Origin of the sequence: Novosphingobium mangrovi (assembly GCF_022818885.1) — a bacterium.
GTDB lineage: Bacteria > Pseudomonadota > Alphaproteobacteria > Sphingomonadales > Sphingomonadaceae > Novosphingobium > Novosphingobium mangrovi.
In genome coordinates, this window is sequence record NZ_JALHAT010000001.1 from 182389 (window position 1) to 205617 (window position 23229).

The window sequence follows — 23229 nt, forward strand, 5'->3', positions numbered from 1 at the left end:
CCCGCGCGAGGACTTCAAGTGGAGGACATACCCCAATGACCCTGTCGAACGCGGCCCGCAAGGGACGTATCCTGCTCGTCGGCCTCGCAGCGCTCTCGCTTGCGGCCTGCGGCTTCAACTCGGTGCCCACCAAGCAGGAAGCGGCCAAGGCCAAGTGGGCGGACGTCGAAGCCAACTTCCAGCGCCGCGCGGACCTTATCCCCAACCTCGCCGCCGTCGCCAAGGGCGCGGCCGAGCAGGAGAAGGAAATCCTCACCGGCGTCACCGAGGCCCGCGCCAAGGCGACCTCGATCCAGATCACCGGCGATGACCTGGGCGATCCGGCCAAGATGGAGCAGTTCTCGCAGGCGCAGAACCAGCTCACGGCAGGTCTGGGCCGTCTGATGGCCAGTTTCGAGGCCTATCCCAACATCACGTCGAACGAGAATTACCGCATGCTGCAAAGCCAGCTGGAAGGCACCGCAAACCGTATCACGATCTCGATCCGTGACTACAACGCGGCCGTCCAGGACTACAACACCGAGGTGCGCACCTTCCCCTCGATGATCGGCGCGCAGCTGCGCGGTGCCGATCCGCTGGTCCCCTACAAGGCGACCACGCCCAACGCGGACACCAACCCGTCCCTCGAAGGCAAGCTCTGATCCGGTGACCCGTCTCCGGCAGGTTTTCGCCGCTCTCGCGCTGGCCCTGTGCTCCCTGCTCTTCGTCCAAGGGGCGCAGGCCGCGCCGCAGTTTCCCAAGCTCACAGGCCGTGTGGTCGACCAGGCCGGGATCATTCCCGACGCCGAGGAAGCCCGCCTGACCCAGCAGCTGGCCGCACTGGAGAAGCAGTCCGGGCGCCAGCTCGTCGTTGCCACCATCCCCGATCTGCAAGGCTATGACATTGCCGACTACGGCTACCAGCTGGGCCGTGCCTGGGGGATCGGCCAGAAGGAGACGAACAACGGCGCGCTCCTGATCGTCGCGCCCAACGCGCGCAAGGTTCGGATCGAGGCCGGCTATGGGCTCGAACCCATCCTGACCGACGGCATGAGCCGCCTCATCATCGATGAGAACATCCTGCCCGCCTTCAAGAAGGGCGACTATCCCGGCGGCATCGCGACAGGCACTGCGGCCATCGCCAGGCTCATCATGCTGCCGCCCGAAGAGGCGCGCAAGCTGGCCGAACAGGCCGACCAGAAAGTGCGCGAGGGCGGCAGCGGCATCTCGGCCGGTACCGTATTCTTCATTCTCCTCGTCCTCTTCTTCGTCGTCGCCCCCATGGTCAACGAGGCCCGGGGCGGGCGCGGCCGACGCCGTTCGAGCGGTCCCGGTTTCATCTGGATCCCCGGCGGTGGTTGGGGCGATGACGATGATCACTGGGGCGGAGGAGGCGGCTTTGGTGGCGGGGGCGGCTTTGGCGGCGGCGGATTTTCCGGCGGCGGCGGCAGCTTCGGTGGTGGCGGCGCGAGCGGCAGCTGGTAGGAGACATGACAATGAAACCTGCTCCCACCTATCTCACCGAGGCCGATCACGCGCAGATCAGCGCGGCGGTGTCCAAGGCCGAACTGCAGAGCGCGGGCGAGATCGTCACGATCCTCGCGGACCGTTCGGACGGCTACACCGATGTCGCGCTCACCTGGTGCGCGGGCGTGGCGCTGCTGGCTCTGGCCGCGCTCAGCCTGTTCCCCGAGTTCTACATGGGGCTTTACGACTGGGCGCTTGCCGACTGGGGCCATGAATGGACGCCGCGCGCGATCGTGGGTCTGGCCGCGGGCTTTGCCACACTCAAGTTCGCGGGCGCCTACCTGCTGCAGCTGTGGACGCCGCTCAAGTTCGCCGTGATCCCGGGCCCTGTGAAGACCGCGCGCGTCCATGAGCGCGCCGTGCGGGCGTTTCGCATCGGCGCCGAGCAGCGCACCGTCGGGCGCACCGGCGTCCTCATCTACCTCTCCATGCGCGAACACCGCGCCGAGATCGTCGCCGATCAGGCCATCGCCACCAAGGTCGACCCCGAGGTCTGGGGCGAGGCCATGCAGGCGATGCTGGGCCACGTGCGCGAAGGACGAGTCGCGGACGGCATGTGCGCGGCTGTCCTCAAGGTCGGCGCCATAGTCGCCCCCCACTTCCCGCGCGCCGATGACGAGATCAATGAACTTCCCGACAGGCTGATCGAAGTATGACCCTTCCCCCCGACGCCGATGCTCCCGAGGAAATTCGCTGGGAGGGGCGCTTCATCACTGCCAAGACCCGTGGACGCTGGGAGTTCGTCGGCCGTGCGCGCGGCATCAAGGCCGCGGTCATCCTCGCCGTCGACGAGGAGGACAACGTGATCCTTGTCGACCAGTACCGCGTGCCGCTCCAGCGCCGATGCCTCGAACTGCCCGCAGGCCTTGTTGGTGATGAAAGCGACATGGCGGATGAGGACCCGGCCAACGCCGCCATCCGCGAACTGGAGGAAGAGACCGGCTACCGCGCGGGGATCATGGAGAACATGGGCGAGTTCTTCTCTTCGCCGGGCATGGTGAGCGAGAGCTTCACGCTCTTTCGCGCCCGCGATCTCGTCAAGGTCGGCGAGGGCGGCGGCGTGGACGATGAAGACATCGTGGTGCACCGCGTGCCCCTGTCCCGGATCGGCGAGGTCATCGCGGACTTTCGCGCGAAGGACTACGCGATGGACGTGAAGATGCTCGCGCTGCTCGGCCCCGCGCTCCTGCGCTGACACGCGAGCCATGCGCACACGGCCGGGCATCTGCCAGCGCAAGAAGCGCTTTGCGAGCGAGGAAGAGGCGCTGCGCGTGGCGGAGAAGGCGCCCTTCCCCCTGCGCCCCTACCGCTGCGAACTGTGCGGGGACGTTCACCTGACCGGGCGGACCAAAGGCATGAAACTGCCTGCTTTCGAGATTGCCCGGCGGCGCGCCGCCAAGGCCGTACGGCGCGAGGATGCCGCGCGCTAGAGCGTCGTCAGGATCGCGCCAAAGTCCTTGGCTCCCCCGCCCCCTTCGACAAAGGCCTCGTAGATCGCCTTGGCATGCTCGCCCATGGGAACCCTGGCGCCTGCCCCTTGGGCGCCCGCCATCGCCAGCTTCAGGTCCTTGAGCATGAGCGCGGCGGCGAACCCGCCCGCGTAGTCATTGTCGGCCGGACTTGCCGCCCCCACCCCCGCCATCGGCGTGTAATCATTGAGCGACCAGCAGTAGCCGGTCGATTTCGAGGAGATATCGTAGAAGGTCTGCGGATCGAGCCCGGCCTTCTCGGCCAGTTTGAGCGCCTCGCAGGTGCCGATCATGTGGACCGCCAGCAGCATGTTGTTGCACATCTTGGCAATCTGTCCGGCCCCGCTTTCGCCCGCACGGATCACGGCCTTGGCCATGGGTTCAAGGACCGGCTCGGCGCGCGCGAACGCCTCGTCCGAGCCGCCGACCATGAAGGTCAGCGTTCCCGCGCTTGCCGCTGCGATCCCACCCGAAACCGGTGCATCAACCATCGGGTAGCCCGCCTCCCGCGCCAGCAGGGTGACCTCGCGCGCGGTCTCCAGATCAATGGTTGAGCAGTCGATCAGCACCGCGCCTTTCGGCGCCACGCCAAGCACCTCCTGCGTGAGCACTGCTTTCACAATGGCACCGTTGGGCAGCATCGAGAGGACCGCTTCGGCCCCCGTGACAGCCTCTTCCACGCTCGTACACGGCGTGCAGCCATGCTCGGCGGCGCGGGCCAGTGCCTCGGCCGAGAGGTCGAAGGCCCGGACCGCGTGGCCCGCCTTGACCAGGTTCGCGGCCATCCCGCCGCCCATGTTGCCAAGTCCGATGAAGGCGATGTTCATTGCACAACTCTCCCGTCTTCAGGGGCGACGTCTTCGCCGTCCCCCGGTGAACTTCCCAGGCTATCCGGCGCGGGAACCCGCAGTTACTTGCCCTTCCAGACGCCCGGACGCTTCTCGACGAAGGCGGCCATGCCCTCGGTCTTGTCCTCGGTGCCCGCCACGACCTGGAAGATGCGGCGCTCCATCAGGAGCCCGGCATCGAGCGTGGTTTCGAAAGCGACGTTCACCGCTTCCTTGTTCGCCTTGACCGCCAGCGGGGGCAGCGAGGCGATCTTCTCGGCCGCCTTCATCGCCTCGTCGAGCAGCTGGTCGGCGGGCACGATGCGCGCGACGAGGCCCGCGCGCTCGGCTTCCTCGGCATCCATCATGCGGCCCGTCAGGCACAGGTCCATGGCCTTGGACTTGCCCACCGCGCGCGCAAGGCGCTGCGAGCCCCCCATACCCGGAATGACGCCGAGCGTGATCTCGGGCTGGCCGAACTTCGCGTTTTCCGAAGCAATGATGAAGTCGGCCATCATCGCGACCTCGCAGCCACCGCCCAGCGCAAAGCCGTTGACGGCCGCGATCCAGGGCTTGCGGGTCGCCTTGACGACCTTGCTCGTCCACTCGGAGAAGAAGTCCTCAGAAAAGAATTCGGCGCCCGACTTGGTCGCCATTTCCTTGATGTCGGCGCCCGCGGCGAAGGCCTTTTCGCCCGAACCGGTCACAACCGCGCAGCCTTGCGTGGGGTCGGCCTCGAACGCGGCCATGGCAGCCACCATCTCGGTCATCACGGTTGAATTGAGCGCGTTCAGCGCCTTGGGACGGTTGAGCGTGATCAACGTGACGGCGCCCCGGGTCTCGACCAGGAGGGTTTCGTAGGTGGGCTCGGTCATAGGGGATTCCATTCCTCGGTTGGGGCAAGCGGCGCGAAGATGGCCGCGATGGCCGCATCTGTCACGCCCTCGGGCGTCGCCGGGTTCCAGGCGGGCGCATTGTCCTTGTCGACGATGACCGCGCGCACGCCCTCGGCAAAATCGGGCAGGACCAGCACTCGCGCCGCGATGCGGTATTCCATCGCCATTTCCTCGGCAAAGCTTTCCAGTGTCAGGGACTGGACGAGTTCGTGCAGCGCGACCTTGCAGGCCTGCGGGCTCTTGGTGCGCAGCGTGGCCAGTTCCTTTGCCGCCCAATCGCTGTCGTCCGCTTCGAGCGAAGCGAAGATTTCTTCCAGCGTATCGAAGGCAAAATGGCGTGCAATCTGCGCCTCGTTGGCCGCGACCTTGGCCTCTGGCGGCACCTCGGCCAGATCCGAGAGGACGGTCTCGATCCCCTCCCCATTGCCGATCCGGCGCTTGGCCGCATCCTGCGCCGCAACGGGCAGATAATGGGTGGCAAGGCCCGTGTGGAGGCACTCCGCACCATCAAACCGCGCGCCGGTCAGCGCCAGGAAATGCCCGATCCGCCCCGGCAGGCGCGAGAGGTACCAGCCTCCACCCACATCCGGGAACAGACCGATCCCGGTTTCCGGCATGGCAAAGCGCGTGTTCTCGGTCGCCACACGGTAGGTCGCGGGCTGCGCGATGCCCACGCCCCCACCCATCGTGATCCCGTCCATGAAGGCAACGACCGGCTTGGCGTACGTAAACAGCAGGTGGTTGAGGCGGTATTCGTGAAGGAAGAAGCGGCGGCCAGAAATGCCGCCATCTTCCAGCGCCGAGTGGCGCAGGAGGTTGATGTCGCCGCCCGCGCAGAACCCCCGACCTTGCGCGTGCTCGATGATGACAACGCCCACGGTGTCGTCCTGGGCAAAGGCCTGGAGGGCCTCGATCATGGTTTCGCACATCGCCGTCGTCAGGGCGTGGATCGCCTTGGGACGGTTGAGCGAGATAATGGCGGCAACACCCTCGCGCCGGGTCAGCACTTCATCAGTCATTTCATCACTCTAACGCCTAGTTCAGGAGGTCGCGACCGATAATCATGCGCATGACCTCGTTCGTGCCCTCAAGGATGCGATGGACGCGAAGGTCGCGCCAGAAGCGCTCGATCGGGTAGTCGCGCAGGTAGCCATAGCCGCCGAAAAGCTGGAGCGCGCGGTCGACCACCGAGGAGCCGGTGTCGGTCGCCATCATCTTGGCCATGGCCGCAAAGCGGGTCTTGTCGGGCGTGCCCGCCGTCACCTTGGCCGCGGCGAGATAGAGGAGCGCGCGCGCGGCTTCGAGTTCGGTTGCCATCTCGGCAAGCTGGAACTGCGTGTTCTGGAATGCGGCGAGCGGCTGGTCGAACTGCTTTCTATCCTTCACATAGGCAATCGCCTCATCGAGACAGCGCTGCGCACCGCCCAGCGAACAGGCACCGATGTTGAGACGCCCACCATCGAGCCCGGCCATCGCGAACTTGAAGCCGTCGCCTTCTGCTCCCACGCGGTTGGCAGCAGGCACCCGGCAATCCTCGAGGATCACCTGGGCCGTGGGCGAGGCATTCCAGCCGAGCTTCTTCTCGGGCGCGCCAAAGGAGAGGCCCTCCATGCCCTTTTCCAGAAGGAAGCAGGAGATCCCGCGCGTCTTGTGCTCCCCCGTGCGCGCCATGACGAGGTAGATATCGTTAACCCCGCCGCCGGAGATGAACTGCTTGGTGCCATTGAGGATATAGTCGTCCCCCTCGCGCCGGGCGGTCGTCTTGAGCGCGGCGGCGTCCGAGCCTGAGGAGGGTTCGGTGAGGCAGTAGGACGCAATCGTATCCATCGCGACGAGGCCGGGGAGGTAACGCTCCTTAAGCGCGGCATCGCCGAAGCTGTCGAGCATCCAGGTCGCCATGTTGTGGATCGAGATATAGGCGCTCGTTGCCGGGCAGCCGTAGGCCATCGCCTCCATGATGAGCGCAGCTTCCAGACGGCCAAGTCCGATGCCCCCGCCCTCTTCCGAGACGTAGATCGCTCCGAAGCCGAGTTCGCCCGCCGCCTTCCAGACATCGACGGGGTAATGGGCGCTTTCATCCCACTCGGCCGCGAAGGGGGTGATCTTCTCGGCGGTAAACTTCGCGGCCATGTCGCGGATCGCGACCTGGTCCTCGCTGAAGGCAAAGGGATCGGTCATCTTCGTTCAGGGCTCTCTCATGGTTCTGGTGCCTCTTACGGGCACTTGGTGTAGGTCAGCGGCTCAGGCGCGGCGTCCGCGCCCTTGTCGGTGCGCACGAGGGTGGCGCCCCCGTCAGGCGAACGCAAGGTGACATCGAGGTCCCAGGTCTGCCCCTCGCCCTCGAAGGCAAAGGCGCCTGTCACCGCGTTCTCGGCGATGGACTCGATCTCGTCCAGATCCGCCATCGATTCGTAGAATTCCAGGTCGTTCGCGCCGACCGTCATCAACCCCTTGGCCGCCGCCGGATCGCCGGTGCAGTCGAGCTTCACCAGTCCCCAGCGCCCGCGCAGCATCGGCGGGATCGAGGTGGTGTCGGCCAGGTCCGTGGCCGAGGCCGTGGGTTCGGGCACCGCTGGTTCGGTCATCCCGCCCGCCCCGGCCGCCGCAGTTTCGCTGGCGGCTCCCTGCGGTTCGGGTTCGGAGGAGCAGGCCGCAAGCAGCGTCACGAAAGGAAAAGTGAGAACTAGGCCGCGACGCATCATGGAGCACTCCTGCAAGGCTGGGCCGGCCGGAGTGGCCGACGAGATGGCATGCGACGAGAACCCCCGTTCCCCCGTTCCTGTTCCTTCTTGCGGCGCGCCCGGCGACTTTCCAAGCTCAGGCCTCAGGCCATCGTCGGGATGATGAACGCGCTGTCTCCCGCCCCGCCGCCATCGGGCCAACGCTGGGTGACGAGCTTGGTCTTCGTCCAGAACCGCAGCCCTTCCATCCCGTACTGGTTGTGATCGCCAAAGGCCGAGCGCTTCCAGCCCCCGAAACTGTGGTAGGAAACCGGCACCGGAATGGGCACGTTGATGCCGACCATGCCCACATCGACACGGGCGGCAAATTCGCGGGCCGCGTGGCCGTTGCGCGTGAAGATGGCGACGCCATTGCCGTACTGGTGGCGCGAGGGAAGCGCGAGCGCCTCCTCGAAGCTCTCCGCGCGTACGATCTGGAGCACCGGCCCGAAGATCTCCTCCTTGTAGGCCGACATCTCGGGCGTCACCCGGTCGAACAGCGTGGGACCAAGGAAGTAGCCTTCCTCATATCCCTGGAGCGTGAAGCCGCGTCCGTCGGTGACCAGTTCGGCACCTTCCTTGATGCCGGTTGCAATCCAGTCCTCGATCCGCGCCTTGTGCTGCGCGGTGACGACCGGCCCGTACTGCGCCTCGGGATCGGTCGAGATGCCAACCTTGAGCCTTTCGATGGCGCGAACGAGCCGGGCGCGCAGAGCCTCGGCGGTCTCCTCGCCCACAGGCACCACGACAGGAAGCGCCATGCAGCGCTCACCGGCGGAGCCGAAGGCCGCGCCGACAAGGTCCTCGACCGTGCGGTCCAGGTCGGCATCGGGCATGACGATGGCGTGGTTCTTCGCTCCGCCCATCGCCTGGACCCGCTTTCCGGCCGCGCTCCCACGGCTGTAGACATAGTGCGCGATGTCCGAGGACCCGACGAAGCTGACCGCCGCGATATCGGGATGATCGAGGATCGCATCGACCATGACCTTGTCGCCGTGAACGACCTGCAACACGCCTTGGGGCGCCCCGGCCTCGCGGAACAGCTCGCACAGGCGGTTGGGCACCGAAGGGTCGCGCTCGGAAGGCTTGAGAATGAAGGTATTGCCGCAGGCGATGGCGGGCGCGAACATCCACATCGGGATCATCGCGGGAAAGTTGAACGGGGTAATCCCCGCCCCCACGCCCAGCGGCTGGCGCATCGAATAGACATCAATGCCGGGCCCTGCGCCAAGGCTGTAGTCGCCCTTCAGCGCCTGCGGGATGCCGCAGCAGAATTCGACCACTTCAAGCCCGCGCTGGATATCGCCCTTGGCATCCTCGACCACCTTGCCGTGCTCGCTGGAGAGGAGCTCGGCCAGCTCCTGCATGTTCGCCTCGATCAGCTGCTTGAAGGCAAAGAGCACGCGCGCCCGCTTTTGCGGGTTGAGCGCAGCCCAGGCGGGCTGGACTTCCTTCGCGGCCGCGACGGCGCGGTTCAGAACGGCATCCTCTCCCAGGACGACTTCGGCCTGAACCACGCCGCGGTTGGGATCGTACACCGGTACAGTCCGGGGCGCTCCGAAGCCGCCGCCCGCACCGCCTGCGATCCTGTGTTCGATCCGTCGCATCCTCTCTCCTCTCATCATCGCCATGGGTGGCGTCCAGGGACGCTCCCACATGCGCTGTGCCGCTTCTTTTTGCGTTCGGCTGGAGCCGGGATAAGACCCTCTCAATTTGCAGGCAAGGTGCAGTTTTGTAATACTGCACTGCAAATTTGCAGCTCCATCACATCCGCGATTCCAAGGTGCCCCATGCCCATTCCCGACGCCGACTGGAGCGACTTCCAAGCCTTCCTTGCCATCGCCCGCAGCGGCCAGCTGGCCCGGGCGGCCCGGCGCCTGGGCGTGAACCCGACCACGATGGGCCGCCGCCTGCGCCGTCTTGAAGCGGCGCTGGGCACCACCCTCTTCGAGCAGACCCGCACCGGGCAGGTTCTGACCGAAGCGGGCGAGGCGCTGCTCGCCGCAGTCGAGCAGATGGACCGCGCCGCATCCGGCATCACAGGTTCGGGCGAAGGCGAGGACGGGCTGACCGGCACCTTGCGGATCGGCACGCCCGAAGGCTTCGCCACCGATTTTCTCAGCCCTCGTCTCGCGCAGTTCCAGTCGCTTCACCCCGGCCTAGCGATCGACCTCGTCTCCGCGCCCGGCGAGGCGCTCAGTCCCGGGCGGCGTGAGGCCGATGTCGCGATCGTCCTCGCCCGGCCGCGCAAGGGCCCACTCGTCGCACACAAGCTCGCCGACTATGCGCTCGGCCTCTACGCTTCGGCGGATTACCTCGCCGCGCACGGCGTTCCTCGGGCGCCCGCCGACCTCCTCGAAGGGCACCGCCTCGTGGGGTACATTCCCGACCGGCTCCACGCGCCCGAACTGCGCTATCTCGACGAGATCCATCCCGCCCTGAAAGCCAGCCTGCGCGCGCCCAGCATCACCGCGCAGCACAGCCTCATTGCCAACGGGGCCGGTGTCGGGGTGCTCCCCGCCTTCATGGCCCACGCCGATCCGCGCCTTGTCCCGGTGCTGTCCGACGTTCGGTTAGAGCGCGCCTTCTGGTTCGTCACACACGAGGATATCCGCCGTTTGCCGCGCATCCGCGCCTTCCGGCAATGGCTTGACGAAACGGTCCGTGCGGGCGAGGAGGTCCTCATGCCGCGAGGCGCACGCGCCGCGCCCGAAAACGCACGTAAAAAGGAACTCCCATCTTGACGACAACCACGATCGATCCGGCCGAATTCCGCAAGGTCCTCGGCAGCTACCCGACGGGTGTGTGCGTCATCACCGCGCTGGACGGCGAGAAGCCGGCCGGCATGGTCGTCGGCTCGTTCACCTCGGTCTCGCTCGATCCGCCGCTTGTCGGCTTCTTCCCGGACAAGTCCTCCTCGTCCTGGCCGCTGATCGAGAAGCACGGCCACTTCTGCGTCAACGTCATGGGCTCGGACCAGCAGGACGTGTGCCGCTCGGTCGCGGCCAAGGGCGCCGAGAAGTTCGTCGGCGTCGACTACGTCCTCTCGGACAACAAGCTGCCGGTCATCGCCAACTCGATCGCCAGCATCGAGTGTGAACTCTACTCGGTCACCGAGGCAGGCGACCACTGGTTCGTACTGGGCCGTGTGCTGCGCATGGAAACCGTGCGCGACGATGATCCCATGCTCTTCCACCGCGGCCGTTACGGCGGTTTTGCCGAACGCATGTAAGCGCTTCGCGCAAGGCGGAACCGAAAAAGGCCGCGCCCCCGGATGGGAGGCGCGGCCTTTTTCATGGGGTCTATGTCCGTCTGCCTCAGCTGTTGGCCGCAGGCCCCGGATCGGCCTTGGGCAAGCGGTGCGTCTTGTGGCGCTTGAGGCCGATCAGCGGGCGCAGCGGCCCGACCTCGCGTCCGATGAGGTAGAACAGCCAGGACCCCACCGCGACCGAGCCGCACAGGATCGCAAACTCGGGGAGCGCGGTCAGTCCCCAGTCGCGGATCGGGTACATGACCAGGACCATGATCGTCTGGTGCGCGATGTAGACCGGGAACACCGCCTCGGACAGCGTCTGGCGCCACGGGTGGTTGAAGTTCCAGAAGCGGTCGGCGATCCCGAACAGGGCGATGACCGCCGCCCAACTCTCCACCGACTTGGCCAGGATCAGCGCGTGGCGCCACTCCTGCGGGGTCGCGATCCGGCCCGGGTAGAGCCAGGAATCGCGCGCGACCCAGAAGAACCCAGCCAGCGCGAGCACGGCGGCGATCGGCCACTGACGCGCAATCGAAGCGCGAAGTGCCGACGAGCCGCGCAGGAGGAAGCCGAACAGGAACATGCCCCCATAATGGAGGTGTGCCGCGCGGTCGTTCAGCAGGTTGTGCATGTCGGTCCAGCCATAGGGCACGTAGTTGCGCACCAGGTAGACCAACAAAATGCCCGCCGGGATCAGCAACGGTCCGGCAAAGAGCCGCTCGAAACCAAGACGCAGCGCCGCCTGCCAGGACGCGGGCAGCACCAGCATGATCCCGCACATCGCCAGCGTGTAGGCCAGCAGGTGGATCACGAACCACAGGTGCATGATGCGCGGCACGTATTCGTACCGGATCTTCTGGAAGCTGAAGGCGTCGTGGAGGAAGTAATAGAGGTAGTCGTGCTCGTACCCGCTGTTGACGAGGCCCATGTAAGGCTGGGGCGGAACCACCACGATCAGTCCGAAGGCCAGCGGAATACCCAGGCGCTTGAGCCGGCTCCAGCCAAACTCGGACACCTGCCCCTTGTCGCGCGCCAGCAGCGCTGCGCTCGCATAGCCCGAGATCGCGAAAAGGAGCGCAAGGCGCCAGGCGCTCATGCCCAGAAGCGGGATCTCGGCCCACCACACCACGCCGCGCGTGGGCGTCTGGTACCCCCAGGCGGTGAAGGAATAGCCCACGTGGTAGAAGATCAGGAGGATGAACGCACCGATGCGCAGCCAGTCCATTCCGTAGTGACGCTGTGAAGGGGCGGGGGTCATCGAGGTACCATCTCAGAGCCGCTCGGGCGGCAGGAAGGATGGTCCTTTAGGCGGGTTCCTCAGGCGGCGCAATTGCCGCCTCCCCGCGCGTGAAGCCGCCTGCGCAGGAACGAACCCTTCCGTTTCGGATCGAACACTCTTGGCCAGCGCTGTCAGGACGGGGCACGGTCTCGAAATGGCCAAGCCCGATCCCACTTCTGCTACGCCTCCATCCGAACACCCGGCATCGCCCGGAGACACGGGTGAGCCCGCCGCCCCCACCCATCTCACCGTGGCGGAACTGGCCGGTCTCGCGGGCGTCTCGGCCCAGACCATCCGGCGCTTCTTCAAGGACCCGACCTTGCTGGGCACCCGCATGCGCACACGTGTCGCGGCCGTACTGGGCGAAATCGGGCTCGCAGGTCCACAGCAGGAAAAGGAGGCGTCTCAGGCTTCCACCCCCACCCCAGCGCCTGAGCCTGAGCCGGAGCCGGAGCCGGAGCCGGAGCCGGAGCCGGAGCCGGAGCCGGAGCCGGAGCCGGAGCCGGAGCCGGAGCCGGAGCCGGAGCCGGAGCCGGAGCCTGTCGAAGTGCCCCGGGACGTGGCGGTCAAGGACGATGCCGCACATATTTCGGACACACCGTCATACGCCCCGCCTCCCCCCGAACCGGAAGACCCCACGCCGCATCCCCCGCCCGAAGATTGCGCACCGGACATCCTGCCCGCGACCGGTGGCATGGCGGACGACGGGCGCCTCACCATCAACGATATCGCCCGGCTCGCCAGCGTCTCGACCAAGACGGTCAGCCGCTATCTCAACGACAGCCCTCTTCTCAGCGACACGATGCGCGCCCGCGTGCGCCGCGTGATCGAGGAGACAGGCTTCGTCCCCAACGCGCAGGCGCGCGCGCTGGCGCTGCGGCGCAACTTTCTCCTCGCGCTGGTCCACGCCGGGGACGAGCGCGCCCGCGTCGAGCAGGTGGAGGACGGGATGCTGGCCGCCATGGCCGGAAGCGAACTTGCGCTTCTCATCCAGCCGCTCGAAGGGCCAGCCAGCCGCCGCCCGGCGCAGCTCCACACATTCCTGACCCGGCACAATCCCAGCGGCGTCGTCCTGCTCCCGCCTCTGGCGGAGGACGAGGGGATAGTCGAGGCCTGCAGGCACGCGGGAACACCCTGCATCCGCCTCGGCCCCACCCCCGATGGCGCGGGGCTTTGCAGCGCGGACCGGGCCGCGATGGCGCAGGCTGTCGCATGGCTCGTCGGGCTTGGCCACAGCCGCATCGGGCTAGTCGCAGGTCCCGAGGGGGCACGTCTCGCCCAGGCGCGCGAACTGGGCTATCTCGATGCCATGGCCGACCACGGGCTCGACCGGGGTGCGGCCCTGATCGAACCGGGCGACAACTCCTTCGCCTCGGGGCTCGCGGCGGGCCGGGTTCTCCTTGAAGTCAGCCCGCGCCCCAGCGCCATCATCGCCTGCAACGACGCCATGGCCGCCGGCATTCTTCACGCGGCCGCCGAAGCGCGGATCACGGTTCCGGATGACCTCTCCGTGATCGGCTTCGACGACACCTCGCTGGCCGAAATGACCTGGCCGCCGCTCACCTCGATGCAGATCCCGTGGGCGGCGCTTGGCCGTGAGGCTGTTCGCCGCTTGCAGGCTGACCCGCGCGAGATCGCGGACGATGCCGCGCCTCCCCATTTCGGGGCCCGCCTCATCGAACGCGGCTCGGTGGCCCCACGCAAGAGTACACACGAGGATGTTCCGGCCTCCCTCTCCACGACCTGAGTGGGCCTTGCCGTCCGATTTTTTACCGTTTGTTGCTGCAATTGAAACGGGCCGTTCGAACCCTAGATTCAAGGCTACGAAGTTTCACGAAAGACAAGGAGTTGATGAAGCCGTGAACGGTTTGAAGACAGTCATGCTGCTGTCGGCGCTGACCGCGCTTTTCATGGGGCTGGGCTATCTCTTCGGGGGGGCCGGCGGCGCCATGCTGGCGCTGCTCGTGGCCGCGGGCATGAACCTGTTCACCTTCTGGAACGCGGACCGCATCGTCCTTCGCATGCACAACGCGCGCGAGGTCGACGCCAGTAGCGCGCCGCAGTTCTACCGCATGATCGAACGGCTCGCCCGCAACGCCGAGCTGCCGATGCCGCGCGTCTACATCGTGGACACCCCTGCCCCCAACGCCTTTGCCACCGGCCGCAACCCCGAGAACGCGGCCGTCGCGGCGACTGCAGGCCTGCTCGACATGCTGGACGAAGAGGAAGTCGCCGCCGTCATGGCCCACGAACTGGGCCACGTGCGCAACCGTGACACGCTCATCATGACGATGGTTGCGACGATTGCAGGCGCCATCTCCATGCTGGCCAATTTCGGCCTGTTCTTCGGGCATGGCGGGGGCGAGGATCGACCCAACCCGGTCGCGGCCATTGCCGCCGTGTTCATGGCCCCCTTCGCCGCGATGATCGTGCAGATGGCGATCAGCCGCACCCGCGAATACGGGGCCGACAAGGCTGGCGCGGAGATCTGCGGCGACCCGCAGGCGCTGGCTTCGGCGCTCTCCAAGATCGCCGGGCCCGCCGCGCACACCCGAAACCCCGCCGTGGAGCGCAATCCGGCGACGGCGCAGCTCTATATCGTTCCCTCCAGCGTTTCGGACCTTTTCTCCACCCACCCCGCCACGGAAAAGCGCATCGCCGCGCTGATGGCGATGGAGGGCGGTAGCCGGATCGTACGCCACGCCTCGAGCGAGCACCTTGACCCGCCGCGGACTCCTGCGGCCTCCTTGACGAACGCGGGTGGGAGCCGCCCCTCGGTACCCTCCTCGCGCAAGAGCGCGCCCGGGCGCTCCGCACTCGATCCCAACCGCAGGCGCTGACCGCTCCCCTGCCTCAAGCTTCCAGCCCCTGTTGGTCGATTGCCAAACTTTCACGTTGGCAAGTTCGCCCCGCACGCTAGAAATCGAACGTCCATAGCCTCTTGCGCCCTCAGGGGAGCGTGATGTGCGTCTGGACGTTCATGGGGGGCACGTAAGAATGAAACAATTGCGCGTGTGCGGCCTGGCGCTCGCCTTGGCGGGGCTCGCTGCAAGCTGGGCGCCAAGCAGTTATGCGCAGCCCACGCCGGCACTGTCCGCCGCAACGCCCCCTGCCCCCCTTATCCCTGTCAGCGCCTTTGCCGCGCGCAGCCAGGTTTTCTCGGCCACGCTGGCACCTGATGGCGCGCACATCGCCATGAGCGTACGCGTCAAGGATGAAGTCCGCGTCAGCCTTTACGACGCCGCAACGCTTGCCCCCTTACGCTCCTTCGCAGTGGGCAAGGATCAGGATGTCGACTGGCTGCGCTGGGCCGGAAAGGACCGCCTGCTCATCTCGCTCAGCCAGCCCGTTCCCTTCTACGATACCTTCGTGACGATCTCGCGGGTACAGAGCATCCATGTGCGCACCGGTAAGGTCCAGCGCGTGGGCTGGGACTACGACACCTACAACGCGAGCGACGTCATCCATGTCGATCCGGACGGCCGGTTCCTGTTGATGAGCCTCCTCGCCACGGCCTACCACGCGCCCCAGGTCCTGCGCTTCGACCTCACCTCGCCCGAACCCGAAGCGCCAAGCGAGATCATCCAGGGCAATTCGCGCGACATCTGGGAGTGGCGCGTCGACGATGCCGGAGTGGTCCGCCTGGGTTACCAGTGGACGACCAGCAATCGGCGGCGCATGTGGTACCGGGGAGCGCCCGGCGAAGACCTGCATATGGTGGACGACCGCAAGGAGGATGAGCGCGTGGAGAAGCCGCGCTCGGTTCTCTGGATAGATCCCCATTCCGACATGGCCGTGGTGGCCGAGCCCCGGGACGGTTTCCTCATCCTGCGCCGCCATGACCTGCGCACCGGACAATCCGGCGAAGTCGTTGAGGCCATCGCCGGGCATGATCTGGACAGGGCCTTCTTCGATCCGGTCACCGGCGCGCTCTCCTTCGTGCGCTATACCGATGACACCACGCGTACGGTCTGGCTCGATCCGCAGATGGCCACGCTGCAGGCCAATCTGGAAAAGGCGATGCCGGGCAAGGAGGTCCTCATCACCGACCTTGCACGTGACCACTCGCGCATGCTGGTCCACATTGCTTCGGCCGATGATCCCGGCGCCCTCTATGTCTACACGCCCGCGCGCAAGGAGCTGAGCTTCTTTGCCAACGACCGCCCCGAACTCGTCGACCAGCCACTCGCCCGAACCCGCGCCGTCTCCTATCCCGCGCGCGACGGCACGGCGATCCACGCCTACCTGACCCTGCCCAGAGGACGCGCGGAACGCGATCTACCGCTGATCGTCCTGCCCCACGGCGGCCCTTACGGCGTCCACGACCAGTTGCGCTACGACGATGAGGTCCAGTTCCTTGCGAACCGGGGCTACGCGGTGCTGCAACCCAATTACCGGGGCTCGGACGGCTATGGCGAAATGTTCGAAGAGCTGGGCCGGGGCCAGATCGGGCGTGGCATGCAGGACGATCTCGACGACGGGATGGACTGGCTCGTGGCTCAGGGCATCGCCGATCCGGCGCGCGTGTGCCTCGTGGGCAGCAGCTATGGCGGCTACGCGGCGCTCTGGGGCGTCATCCGCAATCCCGAGCGCTACCGCTGCGCGGCCAGCTTTGCCGGGGTCACCGAATGGGCCAGTCAGTTCCGCCACCAGCGCCAGTATTTCTCCTCACGCGGGAAACGGCGCTGGCGCGAACGGCTGGAGGGAAGCGAGGACGGCTTCCGCTTCGAGGACGTATCTCCGGCCAACCAGATCGCCCGGCTGACGCGCCCCATCCTCGTCGCCCATGGCAAGAAGGACGGCCGTGTCCCCTACAGCCAGTTCTACCTGCTCGAGAAGGCCGCCAAACAGGCGAACGTCGCGATGCAGACGCTGATCTTCGAGGACGAGGGCCACGGCTTCTCCGAACCCGAAAACGAGGCCAGGTGGTACGAAACGCTCGGCGCGTTTCTGGCCAGGCACAACCCGGCGGACGAGCCTTCGCAAAGGCTCGCCCGCACGCGTTGAAAGGGCTCAGTCCTCACCCGTGATGCCGTGGCGCTCGAGGAAGTTGAAGATCGTGTTCCAGACATGGACGCTGATCTTGGGACCACCGACCGAATGGGTGTGGCCGGGGTAGAACATCATCTCGAACGGCTTGGCCTCGTTCTGCAGCTTTGCAGCCAGCGCGGTCGAGTTCTCGAAGACGACGTTGTCATCGGCCATGCCGTGGATCAGTAGCAGCGGATCGGCAATCTTTGGCGCATCCTCGATGGCGGCTGACGCGGCATAGGCCTCGGGCACCTGGCGCGGATCGCCCATGTAGCGCTCGGTGTAGTGGGTGTCGTAAAGCTCCCACTTGGTCACCGGCGCACCGGAAATACCGGCGGCGTAGAGCCCCTGATCGGCTTCCAGCATCTTGAGCGTCATGTAGCCGCCATAGGACCAGCCGTAGGTCACGATCTTGTCGGGATCGACGAAATCGAGCGTCTTGAGATACTGCGCACCCGCCTTCTGGTCGGCCACCTCGACGGTGCCCATGGCCTCGCGGATCTGCTTTTCGAATTCCACGCCGCGATGCGCGCTACCCCGGTTGTCGAGGCGGAAGTAGATGAAGCCCTTGTCAACGATCGCCTGCGGACGCGCGCCGAGCCAGGCCTTCGACACGGTCTGGACGTGCGGGCCACCGTAATGCTCGAAGAACACCGGGTAGGTCTTGCCCGGCTTCAGTTCGGGTGTGATCATCATCCAGTGCAGGTCCGAACCGTCCTCGGCCTTCACCGTCCCGAAACTGGGCTCGCGGTGGCTGGCGAGATAGGGCGTGTAGGGATGCTCGGCGTCGAGCTTGTTCTCTTCCACCCAGGCCAGACGCGCGCCGGTGCCGTCCGCGATATAGCTCTGCGTCGGCTGATCGGGCGAGGACCGCGAGATCACGAGCGTCGAGGCGTCCTGGCTGGCACCTGCCGAATTGGCCCATTCCAGCTCGGTCAGGCGCTCGGGCGTGCCGGGATTTTCAAGGTCGATCGCATAGACCTGGGGTGCCAGCACATCATCGCGCGTGCCGGTAAAGATGACGCGGCCCTTGGCCTCGTCCACGCCGACAAGGCTGGAGACCTCCCAGTTCCCGCTGGTGAGCGCGGTCCAGGCCCCGTCCTTGAAGCGGTAGAGATGGCCAAAGCCGCTGCGCTCGGACCACCAGACAAGGCTGCCGTCCTTGAGGAAGCGGTAACTGTCGGACAAGTTGGTCCAGCTGCCCTCAGCTGCGGTCTCGGTAAAGAGCACCTGCGAGGTGCCGGTCGCGGGATCGACCGCCAGCATGTCGAGCCGGTCCTGCGCGCGGTTCTGGCGCTGGACGTAGAGCGTCTTGCCATCGCGCGACCAGTTGACGCGCGCGATGTAGATGTCCGGGTCCGCGCCCAGATCCACCTCGACGCGGCCCGAACCATCGGGCTTCATCACGTAAAGCGAGACGAGCACGTTCGGGGTGCCAGCGGCGGGATAACGCTGCGCGTAGATCTTGGTGCCTTCGGCGCCGATGGCCGCGCGCTGGACCACGCCCACCGGGGCCTCGTCGTAGCGCTCGACCGCGATATGCGCCTCGTCGGGCGCCCACCAATAGCCGGTAAGGCGGGCCATTTCCTCCTGGGCGACGAACTCGGCTTCGCCCCAGTGGACCGTCTCGGACGTTTCCGCAGGGGTTACCGGCTTCTGCGCACGGCCCGTCTTGCCCACCAGGAGGCGCCCGTCGCGGACATAGGACACATAGGTCCCCGACGGGCTCAGCGCGGGGTTGAGTTCATCGCCTTCATCGTCGGTCAGGCGGGTGACCTTGCCATCGAGCCCGGCGAGAAAGAGATCGCCATCGAGCGGCACGAGCAGCGAGGCCGAATCCTCGTTCCAGGCGTAGTCGACAATCCCCTTGAGATCGCCGATGCGCTGGCGTTCGCGCTGCATCTTCTCGGCTTCGCTCAACTCGCGGCCCGTCCCCAGCGACAGCGAATCGACCAACATGCGCCATTCCCCGCCCTTGCGGTCATAGCCCCACAGGTCATAGCGCTCACGATCGTCCGGGCGATTGCGCAGCAGCGTCAGGTAACGGCCATCGGGCGAGATGCGCACCTGGCGCGGGCTCGGACCGTTGAGAGCGGGGCTGGCAAAGACACGCGTGAAATCGAGCGTGGCAGCGGGAGTCGGATCGGGCATGGACGTCTTTCCGGCGGTATCCGCCTTGGCGAAGGACAGGGTCGGCAGGGCAACCGGCAGGGCGGCGACAAGGCCAGCCATCAGCAGATGTCGTGTTCTCATGAAAAGGGGGATAGCAGACTGGCCGGGCGATGCCAGATGCCCGCGCGCCTCAATCCGCAGCGGTCAGCGCGGCCACCAGGTCCTTGACCTTCTTCTGGCGCCATTGCGGGCGCGGGGCGAGCAGCCAGTAGGCCCGCCGACAGGGCTTGGCCTTGGCCTCCAGTTCCTGCGCGCTCCAGTCGGCAAGGCCTTGCGCCAGAAGCGCGGGGACGCGCACGCGGCCCATGCCCGCGTTCGCCGCAGCAACGGCCTGCCCGGCATCGCTGACGATGATCGGGGGCTTGCTCTCTTCGCTGTCCTCGCCCTGCCCGCATGGGTCGGGATCGCCCGGCCAGCCGATCCAGTCGCCCTCACCGATCTCGACCCAGTCCGCCGTGCCCAGTTGTACCCCTTCCAGATCGCCCGGACCTTCGGTCCAGCGGATGGCGAGATCGAGATTGGCCTCGGTGAAGTCGGTCATCTCGCCATCGACAAGCGCGTAGCGCACCTGCGGGTTGGCCTTGCGAAACGCGCCAAGGCGCGGCGCCAGCCAGGCGGCGAAGAATTCGCGCGGAGCGGCGATGGTGTAGACAAGGCTCGACTGGCCCGCCTGCATCGACTGCACCGCGTCCTCGAATTGAAGGAAGCCGCTGCGCAGCGCGGCAAGCCCTGCGCCGGCCTCATCGGTCAGTTCCAAGCCCTTGCTGGTCCGGCGAAAGAGGACGACGCCCAGAACATCCTCGAGCGCGCGGATCTGCTGGCCGACGGCCGCAGGCGTCACCGCCAGTTCGTCCGCCGCGCGGGTGAAGGAGAGGTGTCGGGCCGCCGCGTCGAAAACGCGCAGGGCATTCAAGGGCAGGTGCGAACGCTTCATGGCGCTTTTCTAGGCCCGCGAGCGGCTACGGGCAAGCCGCTCCGCACAGCTTCGACCTTCGTGTAACGTGCGGGAAAATCAGCCTGCCGTCGCGGGTGCGGCGAGCGGGAAGAAGGGGATCTGTGTCTGCAGCTCCGAACCGTCGTCGCGGCGGAAGATGTAGTGGCCTTCCATGCTGCCCTGGGGTGTGGGCAGAGGGCACCCGGACACGTAGTCGTGCGAGGCACCGGGCGCGAGGACCGGCTGTTCGCCGACAACCCCGTCGCCATCGACTACACTGACTTCGCCGTTGCCATCGGTGATGCGCCAGTGGCGGCTCATCAGCTTGATGGTACCTTCCGTGCCGTTCTCGATACGGATGTGGTACACCCAGAACCATTTGCCCGCTTCGATCCGCGATTGCTCAGGAAGGAAGTTCACCGCGACGCGAACCGTCACGCCTTCGGAAATGGCGGCATGCTGAAACAGTTCTTTCATGGGTATAGAGTAGCGACAAAAGCCCGCCGGGACAACCTCGTTGCCCACGTTCCGGTACCTTGTGCACGCTAGTCGAGTTCGGCCGCCCGGCATTCGAGCTGCCAGCAGAAACCGGCGACATCGTAGGTCGTCGTAACGTTTGCACTGAGTTTGACCCGCGGTACGTCCACGATGATGCGCGTGCCAAAGCCCTTGTGCTGCGGCGCCTCTACCGCCGGCCCGCCCCGCTCGCACCAGCGGATGCGGAAGATCGCATCGTCCTCTTCGCCCGTGGGAGCCGGTTCGCGCGCCCAGGAGATGGTCACCCGTCCGCCCGGATCCGAGAGCGCGCCATACTTGAGCGCGTTCGTGCCCATCTCGTGCAACGCCATGGCGAGCGCCTCGGCCGCGCCCGGCGAGAGCATCACGTCTGGCCCCTCGCAGGAAACCTGCGCACGCTGCTCGCCCAGCGAGCGCAGCTGCGCCTCGATCATCTCCATGACCGGAATGTCCGACCAAGCCCGCCGCACCAGCACGTCCTGGTTGGCGGCAAGTCCCCGGATGCGCTGCTCCAGGCGCTCGATGAAATCGGGCCGGCTGGCATCGCTGCGCCGCGCCAGCGACTGGATGATCGCCAGCATGTTCTTGGAACGGTGGTTGACCTCCTGGAGGAGCAGTTCGATGCGCTGCTCGGCATCGCGCATCTCGGTCACATCGGTGTTGGTGCCGAACCAGAAAATGATCGCCCCATCCGCATCGCGGATCGGCTTGGCCCGGGAAAGGAACCAGCGCCATTCGCCCTTCGCCGAACGCAAGGGAAAGGTGTCTTCCCAGTCCGCGCCGGAACGGAAGCAGGCGCTGATCCGCGCGACCACGCCCTCGACGTAGTCCGGGTGATGGACAGACTGCCAGCCCCAGCCCTTCATGTCTTCGAGCGTCGTGCCGGTGTAATCGAACCAGCGCTTGTTGTACCAGAATATCGAGCCCTCGCTGTCCGCGATCCAGGCCAACTGGCTTATGTTGTCAGCAAGGAGCCGAAAGCGCTGTTCGCTCTCGGCAAGCTGACGCTGAGTGGCCTTCTGGCCCGAAATGTCGCGCGCAATCTTGCTGGCCGCGACCACCTTGCCATCACGGTCGAGCAGCGGTGAGACGGTCACCGCGATGTCGACCAGGCTACCATCCTTGCGCAGGCGCACGGTCTCGAAGGTCGGCATGCGCAGACCCTGCCGGATCCGCGCGATGATCGCGTCCTCTTCGTCCTGCCGGTCCTGGGGGATCAGCGTGCGGATGTTGCGCCCGACGATTTCATCATGCGGCCAGCCGAACACCCGCTCGGCGGCCGCGTTCCAGCTGAGAATCGTGCCGTCGAGCGTCTTGCCGACAATGGCGTCGTCGCTCGACTCCACAATGGCGGCGAGAAGCGCCGCCGGGTCGGTTCCGTGGGCGAGCGTGCTCAGAGCCCCGCCCGGTTCAGAGCCTGGTCGATGTCCTCGATCAGATCGTCGATATCTTCGAGCCCGACGTTGAAGCGCAGCATGCCTTCCGAAATGCCCATCGCCTCACGGCCCTCTGGCCCCATGTTGTGGTGGGTGGTCGAGGCAGGATGACACATCAGCGACCGCGCGTCGCCGATGTTGTTCGAGATGTCGACCAGTTCGAGTGCATCGAGCAGCGCATGCGCCTTCTCGCGCCCACCTTCGACCTCGAAGGCGAAGATGGGGCCGCAGGCGTCCATCTGCTTTTGCGCCAGGTCCTTCTGCGGGTGGCTGTCAAGCCAGGGGTGCAGCACGCGCTTGACGCGGCCTTCGATGAACTGGCCCATCTTGAGCGCGTTCTCGCTCTGCCGCTTGGCACGAAGGTCCAGCGTTTCCAGGCCGTGCATCACCACCCAGGCGTTGAAGGGTGAAAGGTTGGGTCCGGTGTTACGCTGGAAGGGCAGCAGCTTGTCGTTGATGAATTCTTCCGAACCACACACTGCGCCAGCTAGAACACGCCCCTGCCCGTCCATCATCTTGGTTGCCGAGTAGGCCACCACGTCGATGCCGTATTCGAGCGGACGCTGCAGCACGGGGGTACAGAAGGCGTTGTCGACGACGGTAGTGATGCCATGCGCCTTGGCGATCTCGGCGATGGCGGCAAGGTCAGCCACGTCCATCGTCGGGTTCGCCGGGGTCTCGAAGAAGAAGACCTTGGTGTTGGGGCGGATCGCCTCTTCCCAGGCCTTGGTGTCGCGCGCGTCGACAACGGTCACGTCGATGCCGAAGCGCGGCAGCAGGCTATCGCCCAGCCAGCGGCACGAACCGAAGGCGGCGCGTGCGGACACCATGTGATCCCCGGCCGAAAGCTGGCACAGGAGCGCCGTGGTCATGGCCGACATGCCCGAAGCCTGGGTACGGCACGCCTCGGCCCCTTCCATGAGCGCGATTCGTTCTTCCAGCATCTGCACGGTGGGGTTCTGCAGACGCGAGTAGGTCATGCCGTCGTCCTCGCCCATGAAGCGGGCGGCGGCGGTGCCGGCGTTGTCGTAGCTGTACCCGGAGGTCAGGAACATCGCCTCGCTGGTCTCGCCCATTTCGGAGCGCCAGGTGCCTCCGCGAATGGCCTTGGTTGCGGGGCGCCAGAGGCGGGTCTTGCTGCGGTCCTGTCCAGTCGTGCGTTTCATGGTGCAACGCTCTAGGAGGCCAGA

Annotated in this window: 22 protein-coding genes; 10 read left to right on the plus strand and 12 right to left on the minus strand. The window is 66.3% G+C overall.

What is annotated here, in order from left to right:
• Positions 1 to 35 precede the first annotated feature (35 nt).
• From MTR65_RS00835 to MTR65_RS00855, 5 genes are read left to right on the plus strand one after another with little or no spacing between them, the layout of a single operon-like run.
• Positions 36 to 641, plus strand: coding sequence for a LemA family protein (locus tag MTR65_RS00835; protein WP_243796359.1), 606 nt, complete (start codon positions 36 to 38; stop codon positions 639 to 641).
• A 4-nt stretch (positions 642 to 645) separates the two neighbouring features.
• Positions 646 to 1464 (plus strand): TPM domain-containing protein, encoded by an 819-nt coding sequence (locus MTR65_RS00840; RefSeq protein ID WP_243796360.1) that lies wholly within the window; start codon positions 646 to 648, stop codon positions 1462 to 1464.
• Between the two features lie 11 nt (positions 1465 to 1475).
• Positions 1476 to 2162, plus strand: a complete 687-nt coding sequence (locus MTR65_RS00845; RefSeq protein ID WP_419145020.1) for a TPM domain-containing protein — start codon at positions 1476 to 1478, stop codon at positions 2160 to 2162.
• Positions 2159 to 2701, plus strand: coding sequence for an NUDIX hydrolase (locus tag MTR65_RS00850; RefSeq protein ID WP_243796363.1), 543 nt, complete (start codon positions 2159 to 2161; stop codon positions 2699 to 2701). The genes MTR65_RS00845 and MTR65_RS00850 overlap by 4 nt, the downstream gene beginning before the upstream one ends.
• A gap of 10 nt (positions 2702 to 2711) precedes the next feature.
• Positions 2712 to 2936 carry a hypothetical protein gene (locus MTR65_RS00855; protein WP_243796364.1) on the plus strand — a complete coding sequence of 75 codons (225 nt, stop codon included), beginning with the start codon at positions 2712 to 2714 and terminating at the stop codon, positions 2934 to 2936.
• On the opposite strand, the gene mmsB is transcribed toward MTR65_RS00855, so the two are convergent.
• The 6 genes from mmsB to MTR65_RS00885 form a co-directional block, all read right to left on the minus strand.
• Positions 2933 to 3802, minus strand: a complete 870-nt coding sequence (gene mmsB / locus MTR65_RS00860) for a 3-hydroxyisobutyrate dehydrogenase (protein ID WP_243796365.1) — start codon at positions 3800 to 3802, stop codon at positions 2933 to 2935. The two genes, MTR65_RS00855 and mmsB, sit on opposite strands and share 4 nt — an antisense overlap.
• An 83-nt stretch (positions 3803 to 3885) precedes the next feature.
• A complete protein-coding gene (locus MTR65_RS00865; RefSeq protein WP_243796366.1) occupies positions 3886 to 4677 on the minus strand; it encodes an enoyl-CoA hydratase-related protein in 792 nt (263 codons plus the stop codon).
• Positions 4674 to 5717: an enoyl-CoA hydratase/isomerase family protein gene (locus MTR65_RS00870; RefSeq protein ID WP_243796368.1), complete on the minus strand. Its 1044-nt coding sequence runs from the start codon at positions 5715 to 5717 to the stop codon at positions 4674 to 4676. Before MTR65_RS00870 ends, MTR65_RS00865 begins: the two co-directional genes overlap by 4 nt.
• Positions 5718 to 5733: 16 nt before the next feature.
• A complete protein-coding gene (locus MTR65_RS00875; RefSeq protein WP_243796370.1) occupies positions 5734 to 6876 on the minus strand; it encodes an acyl-CoA dehydrogenase family protein in 1143 nt (380 codons plus the stop codon).
• Between the two features lie 35 nt (positions 6877 to 6911).
• A complete protein-coding gene (locus MTR65_RS00880) occupies positions 6912 to 7400 on the minus strand; it encodes a hypothetical protein (RefSeq protein ID WP_243796371.1) in 489 nt (162 codons plus the stop codon).
• Between the two features lie 122 nt (positions 7401 to 7522).
• Positions 7523 to 9025 carry a CoA-acylating methylmalonate-semialdehyde dehydrogenase gene (locus MTR65_RS00885; protein ID WP_243796372.1) on the minus strand — a complete coding sequence of 501 codons (1503 nt, stop codon included), beginning with the start codon at positions 9023 to 9025 and terminating at the stop codon, positions 7523 to 7525.
• A gap of 183 nt (positions 9026 to 9208) precedes the next feature.
• On the opposite strand from MTR65_RS00885, the gene MTR65_RS00890 reads away from it, so the two are divergent.
• Positions 9209 to 10162 carry a LysR family transcriptional regulator gene (locus MTR65_RS00890; protein ID WP_243796373.1) on the plus strand — a complete coding sequence of 318 codons (954 nt, stop codon included), beginning with the start codon at positions 9209 to 9211 and terminating at the stop codon, positions 10160 to 10162.
• Entirely contained in the window at positions 10159 to 10650 is a 492-nt protein-coding gene (locus MTR65_RS00895; protein WP_243796374.1) for a flavin reductase family protein, read from the plus strand. Before MTR65_RS00890 ends, MTR65_RS00895 begins: the two co-directional genes overlap by 4 nt.
• A gap of 85 nt (positions 10651 to 10735) precedes the next feature.
• Here the strand turns inward: MTR65_RS00895 and MTR65_RS00900 are convergent, their stop codons facing one another.
• On the minus strand, positions 10736 to 11929 hold the full coding sequence (locus MTR65_RS00900) for an acyltransferase family protein (protein ID WP_243796376.1): 1194 nt from the start codon (positions 11927 to 11929) through the stop codon (positions 10736 to 10738).
• 175 nt (positions 11930 to 12104) lie between these two features.
• Here MTR65_RS00900 and MTR65_RS00905 point away from each other — a divergent pair, with 175 nt between their 5' ends.
• From MTR65_RS00905 to MTR65_RS00915, 3 genes are all read left to right on the plus strand, one after another.
• Positions 12105 to 13697: a substrate-binding domain-containing protein gene (locus tag MTR65_RS00905; protein ID WP_243796377.1), complete on the plus strand. Its 1593-nt coding sequence runs from the start codon at positions 12105 to 12107 to the stop codon at positions 13695 to 13697.
• A 112-nt stretch (positions 13698 to 13809) separates the two neighbouring features.
• Positions 13810 to 14790 (plus strand): zinc metalloprotease HtpX, encoded by a 981-nt coding sequence (gene htpX, locus MTR65_RS00910; RefSeq protein WP_243796378.1) that lies wholly within the window; start codon positions 13810 to 13812, stop codon positions 14788 to 14790.
• A 157-nt stretch (positions 14791 to 14947) separates the two neighbouring features.
• The gene (locus MTR65_RS00915) at positions 14948 to 16957 is read left to right on the plus strand and encodes an alpha/beta hydrolase family protein (RefSeq protein WP_243796379.1); all 2010 of its coding nucleotides are present in this window, start codon (positions 14948 to 14950) and stop codon (positions 16955 to 16957) included.
• 6 nt (positions 16958 to 16963) lie between these two features.
• Here the strand turns inward: MTR65_RS00915 and MTR65_RS00920 are convergent, their stop codons facing one another.
• The 5 genes from MTR65_RS00920 to metZ form a co-directional block, all read right to left on the minus strand.
• Complete coding sequence (locus MTR65_RS00920) at positions 16964 to 19213, minus strand: S9 family peptidase (RefSeq protein WP_243796380.1); 2250 nt, start codon at positions 19211 to 19213, stop codon at positions 16964 to 16966.
• 70 nt (positions 19214 to 19283) lie between these two features.
• A complete protein-coding gene (locus tag MTR65_RS00925; protein WP_243796381.1) occupies positions 19284 to 20087 on the minus strand; it encodes a LysR family transcriptional regulator in 804 nt (267 codons plus the stop codon).
• Positions 20088 to 20165: 78 nt separating this feature from the next.
• A complete protein-coding gene (gene apaG / locus MTR65_RS00930) occupies positions 20166 to 20564 on the minus strand; it encodes a Co2+/Mg2+ efflux protein ApaG (protein ID WP_213504511.1) in 399 nt (132 codons plus the stop codon).
• Between the two features lie 68 nt (positions 20565 to 20632).
• The gene (locus tag MTR65_RS00935; protein ID WP_268739192.1) at positions 20633 to 22000 is read right to left on the minus strand and encodes a PAS domain S-box protein; all 1368 of its coding nucleotides are present in this window, start codon (positions 21998 to 22000) and stop codon (positions 20633 to 20635) included.
• Entirely contained in the window at positions 21997 to 23205 is a 1209-nt protein-coding gene (gene metZ, locus MTR65_RS00940; protein ID WP_243796385.1) for an O-succinylhomoserine sulfhydrylase, read from the minus strand. The genes MTR65_RS00935 and metZ overlap by 4 nt, the downstream gene beginning before the upstream one ends.
• Between the last annotated feature and the right edge of the window lie 24 nt (positions 23206 to 23229).

Bases quoted from the DNA above. Each gene is read 5' to 3' on its own strand.
- MTR65_RS00915 (WP_243796379.1), top strand. From the start codon at position 14,948: ATGAAACAATTGCGCGTGTGCGGCCTGGCGCTCGCCTTGGCGGGGCTC.
- MTR65_RS00900 (WP_243796376.1), bottom strand. From the start codon at position 11,929: ATGACCCCCGCCCCTTCACAGCGTCACTACGGAATGGACTGGCTGCGC.
- MTR65_RS00835 (WP_243796359.1), top strand. From the start codon at position 36: ATGACCCTGTCGAACGCGGCCCGCAAGGGACGTATCCTGCTCGTCGGC.
- MTR65_RS00880 (WP_243796371.1), bottom strand. From the start codon at position 7,400: ATGATGCGTCGCGGCCTAGTTCTCACTTTTCCTTTCGTGACGCTGCTT.
- MTR65_RS00850 (WP_243796363.1), top strand. From the start codon at position 2,159: ATGACCCTTCCCCCCGACGCCGATGCTCCCGAGGAAATTCGCTGGGAG.
- MTR65_RS00920 (WP_243796380.1), bottom strand. From the start codon at position 19,213: ATGGCTGGCCTTGTCGCCGCCCTGCCGGTTGCCCTGCCGACCCTGTCC.
- MTR65_RS00875 (WP_243796370.1), bottom strand. From the start codon at position 6,876: ATGACCGATCCCTTTGCCTTCAGCGAGGACCAGGTCGCGATCCGCGAC.
- MTR65_RS00905 (WP_243796377.1), top strand. From the start codon at position 12,105: ATGGCCAAGCCCGATCCCACTTCTGCTACGCCTCCATCCGAACACCCG.
- metZ (WP_243796385.1), bottom strand. From the start codon at position 23,205: ATGAAACGCACGACTGGACAGGACCGCAGCAAGACCCGCCTCTGGCGC.
- MTR65_RS00890 (WP_243796373.1), top strand. From the start codon at position 9,209: ATGCCCATTCCCGACGCCGACTGGAGCGACTTCCAAGCCTTCCTTGCC.
- MTR65_RS00855 (WP_243796364.1), top strand. From the start codon at position 2,712: ATGCGCACACGGCCGGGCATCTGCCAGCGCAAGAAGCGCTTTGCGAGC.
- MTR65_RS00865 (WP_243796366.1), bottom strand. From the start codon at position 4,677: ATGACCGAGCCCACCTACGAAACCCTCCTGGTCGAGACCCGGGGCGCC.
- mmsB (WP_243796365.1), bottom strand. From the start codon at position 3,802: ATGAACATCGCCTTCATCGGACTTGGCAACATGGGCGGCGGGATGGCC.
- MTR65_RS00885 (WP_243796372.1), bottom strand. From the start codon at position 9,025: ATGCGACGGATCGAACACAGGATCGCAGGCGGTGCGGGCGGCGGCTTC.
- MTR65_RS00870 (WP_243796368.1), bottom strand. From the start codon at position 5,717: ATGACTGATGAAGTGCTGACCCGGCGCGAGGGTGTTGCCGCCATTATC.
- MTR65_RS00925 (WP_243796381.1), bottom strand. From the start codon at position 20,087: ATGAAGCGTTCGCACCTGCCCTTGAATGCCCTGCGCGTTTTCGACGCG.
- apaG (WP_213504511.1), bottom strand. From the start codon at position 20,564: ATGAAAGAACTGTTTCAGCATGCCGCCATTTCCGAAGGCGTGACGGTT.
- MTR65_RS00845 (WP_419145020.1), top strand. From the start codon at position 1,476: ATGAAACCTGCTCCCACCTATCTCACCGAGGCCGATCACGCGCAGATC.